The organism is Marinobacterium nitratireducens, from assembly GCF_014645375.1.
GTDB lineage: Bacteria > Pseudomonadota > Gammaproteobacteria > Pseudomonadales > Balneatricaceae > Marinobacterium_A > Marinobacterium_A nitratireducens.
Genome location: NZ_BMLT01000006.1, coordinates 198637 through 214005 on the forward strand (window position 1 = coordinate 198637; position 15369 = coordinate 214005).

Sequence of the window (15369 nt, forward strand, 5' to 3'; positions counted from 1 at the left end):
CGTCTCAACGGTAGCGTTTCTCGATCGATTCCGTCAATTGATCGGTGAACTGCAGTGTCTGCAGCAGCTTGAGCAGGTTTTGTTCGATATTGATACTGAAATCGACCGCCTGCCCGCGGTTCCAGTTGGGGTTGTGACCCCGCAGTCGGGTATTCATCTGCGCCGTACCATCGGGCGCGTAGCGAAGGCTCGCGGACAATTCGTCGTAATGAAAGTTCTCCAGCGCCTGCAGCGCCATCGCCATGCCCCGGTTGGAGCGACCCAGCGCCATAACGCCGTCGTCGGGCGAGAATCTGATCCAGCCCGGGTTCTCGTTGTGGATGCGGCCGTTGTCGATGCTAAGGCCGTCGTCATCGAGACGTACGGGCAGTTCGGCGCCGATCCGACCCTCGCCACTGAGTCCGGGTTGCTGCTGCAGCTCCAGCAGCCGCGACAGCCGCACCTGCTGCAACCTTACCCGGGTTTCCAGTCTGGGCGAGAGGGGATTTATCGTAACTGAATCGATCCCGAGGGAACCACCGAGCAGTTGTGCCCGGAGCGGGTCGAGTCTGAGCTCCGGTGCCTGCCCCGGTAACTGTGTGAGGCGGTAGTCGGCGCCGGCCGCCTCGATCGGGAAACCGGCGTCAAGCAGCGCCACCTGCAGGCTGCCGGTCTGCTCCAGGCGGCCGCTGCGACGTCGCAGGGTGCGCGCCTGCCAGTGGCCGCCCTCGATGCCGATCGCACCCCAGCTTGCCGACAGGTCTTCGATGCGCTGGTCGAAGCGCAGCGCCAGCCCCGATTCGGTCCAGTTGGCGCTGCCTTCGTTGTACAAAAGGCCTTTGGTGATCGTGAGTTCCGGCGGTGCAGGCGGATAATAGCGGTTCCACAGCCGTTCGCTCTGCTCGAGCGGCAGCGGCGTCGCCCGCCAGTAGAGATCGCCGCCAAAGGGTTCCAGCGTGCCGCTGGCGCGGGCCTGCAGGCGCAGTTCGGGGTCGTCGAGCTGCAGCTCGAGGCGGCCCGACAGCGTCTCGCCTTCCAGACTGAAGCGGCTCTGCAGCGAGGCGGTCGGCAGCCGCCGGCCGGGCATCTGCCAGGCGATGCGCTCGATGTCGAGGCTGGCGCTGACCGCAGGCTGTGCCGGCTCCAGCCGCTCGAGCCTGAGGCGCAGCGGGCTCAGTCGCAGGATACCGTCCGGGTGCTGCAGGGGCTCCGGTGACAGCTCCAGCGCAGCCGGCTTCAGCCACAGGCCGGGAAGCGGGTCGTCGATACCGGTACCAAGGTGCAGGGGTGACGTCAGCCTGATTGCCGCATCCAGCGGCGCGAACGGCGGCAGCGGTATTTGCCGCAGTTTTGCCTCGCTGCCCTCGGACAGCTGCAGCTCGAGTTGAGCCTCGTTGCGATGCAGTTCGAAGCCTGCGCTCAGATGATGAATGCCCGGCGAGTCCCCGCCGTCCTGCCAGTCGAGACTGTCCAGCTCGATGGTACCGGCAACCCGGTTCGGTTCCAGCCGGTCGAGATGCAGCTGAAGCGGGCTCAGTCGCAGTGTGCCCTGCGCCTTTTCGAGCGGCGGGACCCTGAGCTCGAGCTGCAGCGGCGAGACTTTCAGAATGGCGGGGAGACCTGCGGACAGGGCGTCGAGGTCGGCTGCCAGGCGGACGTCGGATTGCAGGCGCAGGCTGCTGTCGACCGGCGCGAAGTCTGCCACCTCCAGCTGCTCGAGCCGGACGCTGCTGCCGGCCGGCAGTTGCAGCGAAGCCTGGCCGTTTTGCAGGTGCAGCCGGGTGCTCAGCGGCAGGTGCAGACCTTTCAGTGTCGGCAGTGGCCGCTCGGCGGAAAGGTCGCCGCTGAGGGTCTGCTGCAGTTCCAGGTCGTGCCACCAGTGCGGGTCCGCCAGCTCGAGCGTCAGCGGCAGGCTCAGCCGGCCCCGGGTTTGCAGCTCGCCGCGGAGGTCCGGCAAGGGGGGGAGCGCCGGCAGCCAGTGGCGTTGCCATTGCTGGGCAAGATCGATTCTGAGCCGCTGCTCCAGCTCGATTGCAAGCCGCTCGCCTTCGATTCGGAACCGGCCGCTGGCGGCCAGGACGGGGGCGCTGTGCTGCAGCAGCCTCAGGTCGAAGGTGTCGTGCCCAAGTTCCAGGTCCGCCCGGGCTCTGGCGTTGTCGTCCTCGAACAGCTGCAGGCGGCTGTGAAGGATGCCGTTCTCGAGATCAATGTTGCCGCGAAGCTGGCGTGCCGGCTGCGACGGCGCACTGTAGATCAACTGCAGTTGCCCGACCTGGATACGGTCGGCCGGTGCCAGTGACAGCCAGGCGGCTGGCAGCAGTGGCGCCAGTGCGAGCTGGCCGCGGCCGGCGCTCGAGGCGCTGTCGCTGACGCTCAGCTCGATGCGGGGCACCCGGACCCAGGACAGGCGACGCTCGAACAGCAGTGTCGGCAGGTCATAGCCGATTTCCACCGAGGTGCCGCTCAGTTCGACGTGACGCCCCTCGCTGTGCTGGCCAAAGGCCAGCAGCGATACCCTGAGCTGGCGGTAGCCCGGATACTCGAGTTCGAGCTGAGGCTGCTCGAAGCCGCGGCTCTCCAGCCAGCGCACCGCAACGAAGCCCGCCAGCGCGGGCAGGCCTGCGTAAAGCAGCGCCAGCAGCAGCAGGGGTATCAGCAGCCAGAGTCCTCGGCGCATTCATGAATCCTTCAATGGGGTACGGCCTTCCGTGGGAGTGACTCCGTGCTGGCGGATAAATTCACCGAGCAGCCGAAACTCCTCGCTGCGGGCGGCCTGTCGGCGCCACATCAGGCCGATGGTGCGGCGTACACCGTCCTCGGCAAAGGCCCGGGTGCGTATGCCGGTGCCGGCGAGTATCGGCGTGTCCAGCGCCATGCGTGGCAGCAGCGTGATGCCGATGCCGTTGGCGACCATCTGCACCAGCGTATTGAGACTGGTGGCCTGGTATGGCACCGAGAGGTCGCTGGCGTTGAGGCGGCATGCGGCCAGCGCATGCCCGCGCAGGCAGTGTCCCTCCTCGAGCAGCAACAGATCCTGTCCGCGCAGATCGCGGCTGTGCAGCTGGGCGATGCGGCCCAGCGGGTGCTGCGGCGGATAGGCCAGCACGAAGTCGTCGTCGAACAGCGGCAGGCTCTCGACGCCGTCGGCAGGAAAGGGAATCGCCAGCAGCAGCAGGTCGAGTTCGCCCTGATGCAGGGCGTCGACCAGGTGCTGACTGAGGTCTTCCCGGATGAACAGCTGGAATTCGGGGTGTTCGGCGCGCAGGCGCTGCAACAGGCGGGGCAGCAGGTAGGGGGCGATGGTCGGTATCACGCCCAGACGCATGCGGCCGCTCAGCGGCAGCGCCGAACGTTCGCACAGCGCCGCCAGGTCGTCGACGGCATTGAGAATCTGATGGCTGCGAACCACCGCCTCCCGTCCGACCTCGGTCAGCAGCACCCGCTTGCTGTTGCGTTCGAGCAACAGCACGCCTAGATGCTCCTCGAGCTCCTGGATGCCGGCGCTGAGGGTCGACTGCGAGATATAGCAGGCGCGCGCGGCACGGCCGAAGTGCAGGTGTTCGGCAACCGCGCAGAGGTACTTGAGCTGTTTCAGCGTAGGGGGGTGGCTCATCGGTTTTTTCGATCGTCACTATCCAATCTATCTATTGTACAGATTCTAGTCGCGTGCCTACTTTTTAACCAGGGAGCCTGCTGCGTGTTCGCAGCGCCGGGCCCTTTCATGAGCAAACATCAGATCCACACCTGCAGGAGGTGCGTCATGTCACTCAAAGGTTCGCAAACCGAACAGAACCTGAAAGATGCCTTTGCCGGCGAGTCCCAGGCCAATCGCCGTTACCTGTATTTCGCCTCCAAGGCGGATGTCGAAGGCTACAACGATGTTTCCGCCGTGTTCCGCTCCACCGCCGAAGGCGAGACCGGACACGCCCACGGTCATCTCGAATATCTCGAAGAGGTCGGAGATCCTGCGACCGGCTTGCCGATCGGTGCGACCGCCGCCAACCTGAAGTCGGCCATCGCCGGTGAAACCCATGAGTACACCGATATGTATCCGGGCATGGCGAAAACCGCGCGTGACGAGGGGTTCGATGAAATTGCCGACTGGTTCGAGACCCTCGCCAAGGCCGAGCGCAGCCATGCCAACCGTTTTCAGAAGGCACTGGACGGGCTGGATAGCTGATCCGGCGGTTTGAGGCTTCATGCATCGGCGCCCGGCGCCGGTGAGCAACGGGTGCCGGCAAGCGCAGTGAACCCTGTTATCGCAGCAGGGGGGCGTCCACCGGCACCGTTCTCAAAGGGCACGATTCGCTGCGATCGCAACGTGCGATGTCCGAGATGCCCGGCGGGTACTGAGCAGTGAAAGCAAAGGGAGATCAGGATGAGCCAGAGCAAGTCAGCTCGCGAAGGCAGTCTTGAAGCGCCGACGCGTCACCCCATCGATTGGCAGTCGGCGGAGTTCAACGACAAGGCCGCGCTCGATGCCGAGCTCGAGCGCGTGTTCGACATCTGCCACGGCTGCCGCCGGTGCGTCAGTCTGTGTGACGCCTTTCCGACCCTGTTTGACCTGGTGGACGAGTCCGACACCATGGAAGTGGACGGTGTCGACAAGGCCGACTACATGAAGGTTGCGGACCAGTGCTACCTCTGCGACATGTGCTACATGACCAAGTGCCCCTACGTACCGCCGCATGAATGGAATGTCGACTTCCCGCACCTGATGCTGCGTGCCAAGGCGCAGCGTTTTCGCGAACAGGGCGCCTCGTTTCGCGATCGCACCCTGACCAGCACCGACCGGGTAGGTAAGCTGGCGACGATTCCGCTGGTGGACGTCACCGTCAACGCGATGAACGGCAATGCCGCCTTTCGCGGCATGCTGGAGAAGAGTCTCGGCGTCCACCACGAGGCGCCGCTGCCGAAATACCACAGCAAGACGCTGCGCAAGCGCGTGGCCAAGCTTCAGCAGTCGCTGACGCCCAGAGCCGTCAACGGCACCACCGGGAAAGTGGCGCTGTTCGCCACCTGCTATGGCAACTACAACAAGCCGGATCTGGGCGAGGATATTTTCCGTGTTTACCAGCACAACGGTATTCAGATCGAACTGGCGCCGCGGGAGCAGTGCTGCGGTATGCCGAAGCTGGAAATCGGCGATCTGGAGTCGGTGGCGCGGGCGAAGGAGGCCAACATTCCGGTGCTGGCGAAGCTGGTCGACGAGGGCTACGACCTGATCGCGCCGGTGCCCTCCTGCGTGCTGATGTTCAAGCAGGAGCTGCCGCTGATGTTCCCGGACGATCCTCAGGTCGCCAAGGTGCGCGATGCTTTCTTCGATCCTTTCGAGTACCTCTGGCTGCGCTACAAGGGCGGCGAGCTGAACACCGACTTCCGGCAGGGGCTCGGCGATATCAGCTACCAGGTGGCCTGTCACCTCAGGGTGCAGAACATCGGCCTGAAGACACGCGATGTGCTGCAGCTTGTTCCCGATACCCGGGTGCAGGCTCTGGAGCGTTGCTCCGGGCATGACGGCACCTACGCCGTGCGCGTGGAAACGCGGGACAAGTCGGTCAAGATCGCGCGTCCCGTGGTGCGCAAGGTCGACCAGCAGGAAGCCGATCATTTCGCCAGCGACTGCCCGATGGCGGCGACCCACGTCGCCAATTTGAGCGAGAAAGTCGACGAGCCCGAATCGCCGATGGCGCTGCTGCGCAAGGCCTACGGTATCTGACCTCCTGAAGTACGAGGAAAGCAAGATGACGAAACTGACCCGGGACGACCTCTGGTCGCTGGAGGTCTACGCCCAGCGACGCAACGAATTCCGTGCCGAAGCCATGGCGCACAAGCGTGTGCGCCAGCTGGCGCTGGGCGAGCACCTGCGACTGTTCTTCGAGGACAGCACCACCATCCGCTACCAGATCCAGGAGATGCTGCGGGTCGAAAAGCTGTTCGAGGCACAGGAGATCCAGGACGAGCTAGACGCCTACAATCCGCTGATCCCGGACGGCGCCAACTGGAAGGCGACGATGATGATCGAGTACACCGACGTCGAGGAGCGCCGCCGCCGTCTGGCGGAGATGGTGGGAATCGAGCATCGGGTCTGGCTGCAGGTCGGTGATCTCGAGCCCGTGATGCCGGTGGCCGACGAGGACATGGAGCGCAGCACCGAGGACAAGACCTCGAGCGTGCACTTCCTGCGCTTCGAGCTGACGCCGGAGATGGTCGGCGCGGCCTGCGCCGGTGCAGTGATCCGCGCCGGCGTCGATCACCCGGCCTACCGCGTAGGCCCCGAAGAACTGAGCGATGAACTGCGTCGCGCATTGGTCAGCGACCTGACCCCGGTCGCGCACTGAGCCTGTAGCCGCGCCTCGCGGCGAACAAGAGTAGAACCGGGTCGGGTAGCCGGGTAGCCTGCGATTCCAGTCGCGGCGGGCGGGTGACCTTTGGGTGCGCCGCTCCCATGCTTTTGTAGGAGCCCGCTCCGCGGGCGATCTTTTCGGGTGCCTTTCCCGGCTGTGGTAATTCGCTCGCGGAGCGAACTCCTACAGGCGAGCGAAGCACCCCAGTCTTGCCCAGGTATCTTCGCGGCGGGGAAGTGCCCGTAAGCTTGGCTACGCCGCTCCTACATCAGAGCTTGCGCACCACGTTGATGCCATCGCGCACCGTCAGGAAGATGTTCTCCACCTCCGGATCGGCGGCGATGCGCCGGTTCAGCTCCACCAGCGTATCGTCGATTTCCGATTCCGGCTGCAGCACCTTGCCCGACCAGAGGACGTTGTCGAGCACGATCAGGCCGCCGGGGCGGGTCATCGCCTTGACGCGCTCGTAGTACTCCAGGTAATTGCGCTTGTCGGCGTCGATAAAGCTGAAATCCAGCTCCAGGTCGAGGGTTTCCAGGGTGTCCAGCGCGCGGCCGAAAATCACCTCGATCTTGTGCCCGTGTTCGCTGCGGTCGAAAAAGCCCTGGGCGAACTCGATAGCGCGGGGGTTGGTTTCGCAGCAGATCAGACGACCGTCGGCGGGCATGCCCTCGGCGATCGACAGCGCCGAATAGCCGGTGAACATGCCGATCTCCAGCGCCACCTTCGGCTGCGCCAGCGCCGTCAGCATTTTCAGCGTGCGGCCGACCAGGCGCCCCGACAGCTTCTGCGGCCAGCCCATATTGGCATTGGTGGCGTCGATCAGCTCCTGCAGCAGCGCAGGCTCCTTGCCGGTGCTGAGAAAGGCGTAGTCTTCGATGGCTTCGTTGACGAGGAAGTCGGTCATGGCGGCGCAGGCGGTTCGTTCAAAAAGGGGGGGCCATATATTACCATCTTTCCGTAACCGGGTCCCTTGTCCCTTGCCGGCCGGCATGTCCCCCGGGCGGCGATTGTAGGGCACCTTGAGCGCAGCGAAACGTGCCGCTATCGACGGTGCCGTTCGCTTCGCTCAGGGCCCCCTACGGTGTGTGATGTCGGGCACCCTGAGCGCAGCAACTGCCAGGTATGACGGGAATCAAACCTGCCGACTGTACAGTTATTGGCCGGACGTCAGCCTCGCCCAGTCGAATTCGCGGATGCGCTGCGGCGCGATGTAGTAGATCAGCGAGCCGGCATGGATCTCAAGGTCCAGTTCGGGATTGACCTCGGGCTGGCCGTCGGCCTCTACGTCGACGGCTATCAGCGTTGCCTGATAGCGTTCCTTGAACGGCACGAACAGCTGGCGGATCGGCAGCGACGGCAATCCCTGCGGATAGCGGATGGCATACTGCGTCATGCCTTCGGCGGCGGTCAGCAGCTGCTGGTGCAGCGCGCTGGAGCCGGGGTCCATGGCGGCCTTGACCATCAGTTCCACCGCCACCGACGGCGTGCACTCGATATTCGGGCAGTGGTGCTTGAGCAGCCGCGCCAGGGCCTCGTCGCGGAAGTAGGCGATGGTGTGGGCATCGGGGTTGCGGCTGTGGCTGTACAGCGCCGCGGCCAGGGTGCTGTCGTCGCGGGCGCAGTCGATGATGATACGCGACGCCTGCTCGATGCACGCACGGTCCATCTCGGCGCCTTCGTTGTAGGCCGAGACGCGGACGAACTCGATCTCGCCGGGCATCGGGTTTTCGATGTCGGCGCTGGCGCACAGGCAAAGGGTGCGCTGATGGTGCTGTTCGGTCTCGATCCTCAGCAGACGCAGCAGATGCGGTGTCCGCTCCGGGTCCCAGCCGATGACCAGGATATGATCCCTGAGGTTCAGGTCTTTGAGGCCCATAAGCCCTTTTCTCCATTGGTAGGCGCTGAAGGCGGCGATCTTGCCGACGGTCATGGCGAAGAGCCCGAGGCCGAACGGGATAATGACCAGGGCGGTATAGAGTTTGCCCGCGCCGGTTTGTGGCGACAGGTCGCCGTAGCCGACGGTGGATGCGGTGACCAGCAGCCAGTAGAGGTAGTCGGGACCGGCAAGGGCGGTTTCACCGATAATGCGCAGCACCAGCCAGTTGACCAGAATGTAAACGGTCAGCAATAGCAGCAGACCCTGCCATTTCAGGTCCTTGAAGTGGTGATAGATCAGTTTGCGCAGGCGTTTGATCAGCGGCATCCGTTTCCGGCCTTTCGGTTTGGTCTGGCGAAGGATGTTAGCAACTGGGCGGGAGCAAGAGAAGAAACCGCATCGCCGAGGGTCTTGCTGGTGCGGATCGGCGATGCGGCAAAGGAAGTTTAACTTCCACGGGCTGGAGAGATTGCCGGAACCCGCCGGTCAGCCCTTGCCCGCAACAGAAGGTAACCTGATGCCTCAGGCCGAACCATTAGCCAAAGGTCGTGTCCGTGTCCGGTGGGCAACAAGACTGGGGTGCCTGGGGTAAATCCCTTACAATGCGGGCCAGACAAGACTTATTCACAGGAGTGTTTCATTTGGATCCTCTCGTTCTGTTTCTGCTGACAGGTTTCGTTTCGATGTCGGCGGCGCTCAGCGCCGGCACGATCAACAAGCTGCCTGACGCTGACAAGCCGCCCATTGCCCAGACCCGCAATGGCCTGGTCAGCGTGGTGATGATCGGCAACCTGGGTGCGGTGGGGCTGATCTTCTCGATGGCTTACGGCCTGCGCCAGCTCGACTGGTGGATTCCGGTGCTCTGTCTGATCGTGACCTTCCCTGTGGTGCATATCGCGCTGGTTCAGCGCCTGCTGGGGCCGGCCAGAAGCCTGTTCCTGATGCTGCCGCTGGTGCTGGCATCCCTCGTTGCGCTTTATCATTACTGGTAAGACGTTATGGCGATGCTCGATCCGCTGAGCCTGCTGGCGGGCGCCGCCGCCGGCGCCCTGCTGGCGCTGTTCGTGACGCTGCTCTGGGCCGGGCAGCGCCGCGCCCGTGACCTCGAGCGCTTGCACGCCAGCCAGCAGGAGCTGGCGCTGCTGCAGCAGCAGCAGGAACAGCTGCAGGCGCGCGTGACCGAAGCCGGTGCGTATCAGACCCAGTGGCAGCAGCGTTTCGAACAGCGCGACCGCGAAGCGCGGCAACTGGAGCTGGCGCGGGCGCAACTGGTCGAGCGGGTGCATCAGCTGGAGCGGCTGGAGCAGGAAAATGCCGATCTGGAGCGCTCGCTCGACTCGGCCCAGCAGCTGCTGGGCCGGCGCAACGAACAGCTGGTGGAGCTGGAAAGTCGTACCGAAGTCGAACGGCAGGCGCAGGAGGAAAAACTCCGGCTGCTGACCGAAGCGCGGGATCAGCTGAAAACCGAGTTCCAGAATCTCGCCAACCGTATCTTCGACGAAAAGTCCGCACGCTTCAGCGCCAGCAATCGCGACAGTATAGGGCAGCTGCTGACGCCCTTGCGCGAGCAGTTGGGCGACTTCAAGCGTCGTGTCGAGGATGTCTACGACCGCGAAGCGAAGGACAGGCGGGCGCTGTCGGAACAGATTCATCATCTCAAGCAGCTCAACCAGCAGATGAGTCAGGACGCCGTCAACCTGACGCGGGCGCTCAAGGGCGAGAGCAAAACCCAGGGCAACTGGGGCGAAGTCGTGCTGGCGCGGGTACTGGAGTCCTCCGGGCTGCGCGCCGGCCACGAGTTCGAGATGCAGGTGTCGATCAACGACGGCAGCAAGCGCTACCAGCCCGATGTGATCGTGCGCCTGCCGGACAACAAGGATGTCATCATCGACGCCAAGGTGTCCCTGACGGCCTACGAGCAGTATTGCTCCAGCGAGGACGACGCCGAGCGGGCGCGGCTGCTGCGCGATCATCTGCAGTCGCTGCGCAACCATGTGCGCGGTCTTGGCGACAAGGCCTATCAGGGCCTGGAGGGCGTGCGCAGTCTCGACTTCGTGCTCCAGTTCATTCCCATCGAGGGGGCGTTTCTGCTGGCGCTGGAGCAGGACCCCGAGCTCATGCGCTACGCCTACGAGCGCAATATCATTCTGGTGAGTCCGACCACGCTGCTGGTGACGCTGCGCACCATCAACCATATCTGGCGCAACGAGTATCAGAATCGCAACGCCCAGGAAATCGCCCGCCGCGGTGGCGAGCTGATCGACAAGTTCGTCGGCTTCGTCGACTCCGTCGACGATATCGGCCGCCATCTGGAACGCGGCCATCAGGCTTGGGAACTGGCGCACAAACGTCTGACCAGCGGCCGTGGCAGCCTTGTCAGCCAGGCAGCGGCGCTGCATCGCCTCGGCGCCGTCGGCAAGAAGCCGCTGCCGCGCCATGCCGAGACCCTTGACGAGGAAGAGGAAGAAGACGAGGAGACGCTGGGTCTGAATGGAGGTGATGCGTGATCCCGGTGCTGGGTTACGGTTCGCTGCTGTCCGAGGCGTCGGCGCGGGAAACCGTACCGGGCCTCGAGCGTTTTCGCCTGGTGCGGGTGCCGGGATATCGCCGAATATTCAACAAGGTCGGGGTGGTGTTTTTCAGCCGTCACGGCGCCAGTGAGGACAGCCTCGAAATCGCCTCCTGCGCCACCGAACCCGCCGCCGGCTGCGAGATCGTCTGCGCGGCTTTCGACTGCCCGGACGACGAGTTTCTCCAGCTCTACGAGCGCGAGCACCGCTTTAGATGGATAGAAGTGGATGTCATCGAAGCCGATGGGGGCCGCAGCCGCGGACGTATCTGCACGCGCTACAGCGACGCGGAATATCGTCTTAATAAATGCATTACCGAGGCGGAATATCACCGCCGCGTCGGGCAGTATTATCGCGGCCCCCTCTGGCGTGACGATATTTTACCCTTTCCCCGCTACCTGAGTTTCTGCCTGCGTGCCGCGGCGGAACAGGGGCCGGGGATACTCGACAACTTTCTCGACAGCAGCTTTCTTGCCGACGGAGAAACCAGTCTGCGCGACTACCTGGCCCGTCGCCAGACCTCGGCGCATGACTTTATGAGCGTTGACAGCGATTACGGCTATCGAAACGACTGACCGCCGCCCACCCCGGTTTCAGCGGCCCAGGAAGGGCGGTTTATATCAAGATTGATTTTTGATTATTGCGGCGATTAATCAAAATTCAATATTGATATATTCGAGAATAATCAAGATTTAATTTTGATTTTTTCTAATTTTCCGCTCTGAAACTTTTTGATTAAAAACGCGGGGATGAGGGCGGATGTTGCCGCAGTGGCAAAACCTATCCGCCTGATCGGCAACGTTTTTTGCTAAATGGGGGCAAAAGTTTGCCGATAAAAAGTAGCGGGGATTGTTGTTTTTTTGTACATTTTGTTCCAATCTCTTGCTGTGGCGTCAGCTCGCCTCCGAGCGATGGAAGTTGGCGCATAACTTGCCTTATTTATTGCAAGGACCCCTGAGAACTTACCTCTAATTATTCGGAAGACGGCAAGATGGCAACCGGAAGCAATATGATCGTCGGGCTCGACATTGGCACATCCAAGGTGGTCTGCCTGATCGGCGAAGTCGGTGCGAGCGGCCGTCTTGAACTGGTCGGTATCGGCTCGCACCCATCCAACGGATTAAAGCGCGGCGTGGTGGTGAACATCGATGCCACCGTCAATTCGATTCAGCGTGCAGTGGAAGAAGCCGAGCTGATGGCCGGCTGCAAAGTGCATTCGGTCACGGTGGGAATCGCTGGCAGTCATATCAGCAGCCTTAATTCCCACGGTATCGTCGCGGTGCGGGAAAGAGAAGTCACCGAACAGGACCTGGAGCGGGTTATCGACGCCGCCCGGGCGGTGGCGATTCCGGCCGATCAGAAAATCATTCATATACTGCCGCAGGAATATCTCATCGACAGCCAGGAGGGTATCAAGGAACCTCTGGGCATGTCCGGCGTGCGCCTCGAAGCCAAGGTGCATCTGGTCACCGGGTCGATCAACGCGGTGCAGAATATCGACAAGTGCATTCGCCGCTGCGGCCTCGATGTCGACGCCATCGTGCTGCAGCCGCTGGCCTCGAGCTATGCGGTACTGACCGATGACGAAAAGGAACTCGGCGTCTGCCTCGTCGATATCGGCGGCGGCACCACCGACATCGCGGTATTCACCGGCGGCGCCATTCGCTTTTCCAGTTCCATACCGGTGGCGGGGGATCAGGTGACCAGCGATATCGCCATGGCACTGCGCACCCCGACCCAGAACGCCGAGGAGCTCAAGGTCAAGTACGCCTGCGCGCTGGCGCAGCTGACCCGCGCCGACGAGACTATCAAGGTGCCCAGCGTCGGCGAGCGACCGCCGCGCAGCCTGTCGCGCCAGGCCCTGGCCGAAGTCGTCGAACCGCGCTACGACGAGCTGTTCACACTCATCCAGGCGGAACTGCGGCGCAGCGGTTTCGAGGATCTGGTGGCATCCGGCATCGTCCTCACCGGCGGTACTTCCAAGATGGAGGGGGCGGTGGAGCTGGCCGAGGAAATCTTCCATACGCAGGTGCGGCTGTCCTGTCCGCAGGGCGTCCATGGCATGGACGATATCCTGCAGAATCCCATCTATGCCACCGGCATGGGGCTCCTGCTCTACGCACGACAGAATCTCGATACCAGCGACGCGGCGGATAGCGGCATGCGTGCCGAAGCTGTGCTGCCGGCGCGGCAGGGGCCGGGGATCGTAGAGCGCATGAAGGCCTGGTTCCAGGGCAACTATTGAAGTGCGGGTGCAAGGCCCGCGGTTGAAAGATGCAGTCAAACGGACGTTAACGACACGCTGTCGACCGGACTCAGAAGCCGGCGCAGCATCTGGAGGGGAAAAGAAAAATGTTCGAACTCGTTGATAGCATTCCACAGAGTGCCGTCATCAAGGTGATAGGCGTGGGCGGTGGCGGCGGTAACGCCGTGCAGCACATGGTCTCCACCGACGTTGAAGGCGTTGAATTCATCTGTGCCAACACCGATGCCCAGGCCCTGGCCGGGCTGGTGGCGCGCAGCGTCATCCAGCTCGGTGGCGAGCTGACCAAGGGACTCGGCGCCGGCGCCAACCCCGATGTCGGGCGTCAGGCGGCGCTCGAGGACCGCGAACGTATCGCGCAGATGGTCAGCGGCGCGGACATGGTGTTCATCACCGCCGGCATGGGCGGCGGAACCGGAACCGGCGCTGCGCCGATCGTCGCCGAGGTGGCGCGTGAACTGGGCATCCTGACCGTGGCGGTGGTGACCAAACCATTCCCGTTCGAGGGGCGCAAGCGCCTCAAGATCGCCGAAGAGGGCATTCGGGAGCTCAAGGATCACGTCGACTCCCTGATCATCATACCCAATGAAAAGCTATTGCCGGTGCTGGGCAAGAACTGCAGCCTGATCAACGCCTTCAATGTCGCCAACGACGTGCTCAAGGGCGCGGTCCAGGGTATCGCCGATCTGATCATCCGCCCCGGCATGATCAACGTCGACTTCGCCGATGTGCGCACCGTGATGTCTGAAATGGGCATGGCGATGATGGGTACCGGCGCCGCTCATGGCGAAGGGCGCGCTCAGGAAGCCACCGAAGCGGCGATCAACAGCCCGCTGCTCGAGGACGTCGACCTCAAGGGCGCGCGCGGGGTGCTGGTGAATATTACCGCGGGCCTCGATCTGAGCCTCGGCGAATTCTCGGAAGTCGGTAACATCGTCGAACAGTACGCCTCGGAAAACGCCACCATCGTGGTCGGTACCGTCATCGATCCGGAGATGAGCGATCAGATCAAGGTAACGGTGGTCGCGACCGGCCTCGGCCGTGTCGAGCAGCAGGAAGTGCGCATCGCCAATGGTGGCACGACTGCGGCAAGCGCCCGCGCCGCGCGCACCACCTCCACCAATGACTACAGTCAGCTGGAGTTGCCGACCGTGTTGCGCAACCGTGCCGAGGAGCGTGCCAGCCGCGAAGAAGCGGAAGCGGCGCCGCCGGAGCCGGTCAAGCGCACCGGCACCGACGATATGGACTTCCTGGATATCCCGGCGTTCCTGCGCCGCCAGGCTGACTGAGCGCCGCCCTCCGGTGATGTCTTTTGGCCGCCCCGGCAGGGGCGGCTTTTTCCCGATCGGGCCTGATTTCTAGAACGCTCCGAAGCGGTTCTGCGCCCGGCGATCCGTGGCCGCGGCTAAGCTCCTTTTGCCTTGGCAGACCCGGGTTGGTTGTCCAGTAACCAGAAACGGGGCGCTGCAAATTTTTTTCGGCAAAAGGTTTGCAATTCAGAAAGTTATCTATTAAATTACGCGACCTCAACGGCACACAGCGTTGAGCGGCATCCGAGTGAAGCGGCAGTTTCCGACGATGCAATACAATTTGGTGAGATGTCCGAGTGGCTGACTCGGAGGCTTGCCGGAGAGAACGTCGGAGCTAGCGACGACGGTAACGAGCACGCCAGGCGTGCTGGTTCGAAGTCTGAAGAGACATCGCAGTGACAATTTGGTGAGGTGTCCGAGTGGCCGAAGGAGCACGCCTGGAAAGTGTGTATGTCGAAAGGCATCGAGGGTTCGAATCCCTCCCTCACCGCCATATTATCTCGTTGATTCCTAAGGGAATTACGAAACTTCCTCAGAGGGCTGGGGCATAATTGAGGCAGAAATGTCCGTTTTCTGTGCGCCGCTGTCCCCTCTAAATCCCATCATTTCAGACACCAACCCAGCCATTGAGCAGGTGTCTTGCTGGCTCGATCTTCAATAGTTGTTCTTGATCATCGTCGTGTCGGTATGACCGAGCTGGCGTTCGACCCATTCAAGCGGGACGTAGTTCGATAGCGCCTAGCTCGCGAAGGTATGCCGGCACTGGTCCGGGCCGCGGTAGCCAACCTTAGCCTTCACCAACAGGTCGGTGTAGCAGCGACGGATCGGCGGGTCATGCCAGGGAATCTGCTTCTGGATCCAGTGAATAGCAGGGTCAATCAGCTCGACAATCCGTACCCGAGACTTCTCCTTCGGGACCTTGTACTCCGGTCCGGCCTTGGCCCGGCGAACTTTCAGCCGCCAGGTTTCGGTATCCAGAAGCTCCCAGGCCAAGGCCATCACTTCGGAGAGTGACAGTCCG

The 15369-nt window shown here is 62.8% G+C and carries 13 protein-coding genes and 1 tRNA gene; 9 read left to right on the forward strand and 5 right to left on the reverse strand.

Annotated elements, in window-relative coordinates:
- Nucleotides 1-4: 4 nt before the first annotated feature.
- Together IEX85_RS13305 and IEX85_RS13310 are read right to left on the reverse strand one after the other, a co-directional pair.
- Nucleotides 5-2656 carry an intermembrane phospholipid transport YdbH family protein gene (locus tag IEX85_RS13305; RefSeq protein ID WP_188861100.1) on the reverse strand — a complete coding sequence of 884 codons (2652 nt, stop codon included), beginning with the start codon at nt 2654-2656 and terminating at the stop codon, nt 5-7.
- A complete protein-coding gene (locus IEX85_RS13310; protein WP_188861101.1) occupies nt 2657-3592 on the reverse strand; it encodes a hydrogen peroxide-inducible genes activator in 936 nt (311 codons plus the stop codon).
- A 147-nt stretch (nt 3593-3739) separates the two neighbouring features.
- Here IEX85_RS13310 and IEX85_RS13315 point away from each other — a divergent pair, with 147 nt between their 5' ends.
- From IEX85_RS13315 to IEX85_RS13325, 3 genes are all read left to right on the forward strand, one after another.
- The gene (locus IEX85_RS13315) at nt 3740-4159 is read left to right on the forward strand and encodes a rubrerythrin family protein (RefSeq protein WP_188861102.1); all 420 of its coding nucleotides are present in this window, start codon (nt 3740-3742) and stop codon (nt 4157-4159) included.
- A 198-nt stretch (nt 4160-4357) separates the two neighbouring features.
- Nucleotides 4358-5698: a heterodisulfide reductase-related iron-sulfur binding cluster gene (locus tag IEX85_RS13320; RefSeq protein WP_188861103.1), complete on the forward strand. Its 1341-nt coding sequence runs from the start codon at nt 4358-4360 to the stop codon at nt 5696-5698.
- Nucleotides 5699-5723: 25 nt separating this feature from the next.
- Nucleotides 5724-6320, forward strand: coding sequence for a DUF3501 family protein (locus IEX85_RS13325; protein ID WP_188861104.1), 597 nt, complete (start codon nt 5724-5726; stop codon nt 6318-6320).
- Nucleotides 6321-6594: 274 nt separating this feature from the next.
- On the opposite strand, the gene IEX85_RS13330 is transcribed toward IEX85_RS13325, so the two are convergent.
- Both IEX85_RS13330 and IEX85_RS13335 read right to left on the reverse strand, forming a co-directional pair.
- A complete protein-coding gene (locus IEX85_RS13330; protein ID WP_188861105.1) occupies nt 6595-7233 on the reverse strand; it encodes an O-methyltransferase in 639 nt (212 codons plus the stop codon).
- A 249-nt stretch (nt 7234-7482) separates the two neighbouring features.
- Nucleotides 7483-8532, reverse strand: coding sequence for a potassium channel family protein (locus IEX85_RS13335; RefSeq protein WP_188861106.1), 1050 nt, complete (start codon nt 8530-8532; stop codon nt 7483-7485).
- A 305-nt stretch (nt 8533-8837) separates the two neighbouring features.
- Between IEX85_RS13335 and IEX85_RS13340 the strand changes: the two genes are divergently transcribed.
- From IEX85_RS13340 to IEX85_RS13365, 6 genes are all read left to right on the forward strand, one after another.
- The gene (locus IEX85_RS13340) at nt 8838-9197 is read left to right on the forward strand and encodes a hypothetical protein (protein ID WP_229721911.1); all 360 of its coding nucleotides are present in this window, start codon (nt 8838-8840) and stop codon (nt 9195-9197) included.
- Nucleotides 9198-9203: 6 nt separating this feature from the next.
- A complete protein-coding gene (locus IEX85_RS13345; RefSeq protein WP_229721912.1) occupies nt 9204-10712 on the forward strand; it encodes a DNA recombination protein RmuC in 1509 nt (502 codons plus the stop codon).
- The gene (locus IEX85_RS13350; RefSeq protein WP_188861108.1) at nt 10709-11350 is read left to right on the forward strand and encodes a gamma-glutamylcyclotransferase family protein; all 642 of its coding nucleotides are present in this window, start codon (nt 10709-10711) and stop codon (nt 11348-11350) included. The genes IEX85_RS13345 and IEX85_RS13350 overlap by 4 nt, the downstream gene beginning before the upstream one ends.
- A 416-nt stretch (nt 11351-11766) precedes the next feature.
- Nucleotides 11767-13020, forward strand: a complete 1254-nt coding sequence (ftsA, locus tag IEX85_RS13355; RefSeq protein ID WP_188861109.1) for a cell division protein FtsA — start codon at nt 11767-11769, stop codon at nt 13018-13020.
- A gap of 107 nt (nt 13021-13127) precedes the next feature.
- Nucleotides 13128-14327 (forward strand): cell division protein FtsZ, encoded by a 1200-nt coding sequence (gene ftsZ, locus IEX85_RS13360; protein ID WP_188861110.1) that lies wholly within the window; start codon nt 13128-13130, stop codon nt 14325-14327.
- Nucleotides 14328-14753: 426 nt separating this feature from the next.
- Nucleotides 14754-14841: transfer RNA gene (locus IEX85_RS13365), tRNA-Ser, on the forward strand.
- A gap of 245 nt (nt 14842-15086) precedes the next feature.
- Here the strand turns inward: IEX85_RS13365 and IEX85_RS13370 are convergent.
- Nucleotides 15087-15341 (reverse strand): site-specific integrase, encoded by a 255-nt coding sequence (locus IEX85_RS13370; RefSeq protein ID WP_188861111.1) that lies wholly within the window; start codon nt 15339-15341, stop codon nt 15087-15089.
- Nucleotides 15342-15369: the final 28 nt, after the last annotated feature.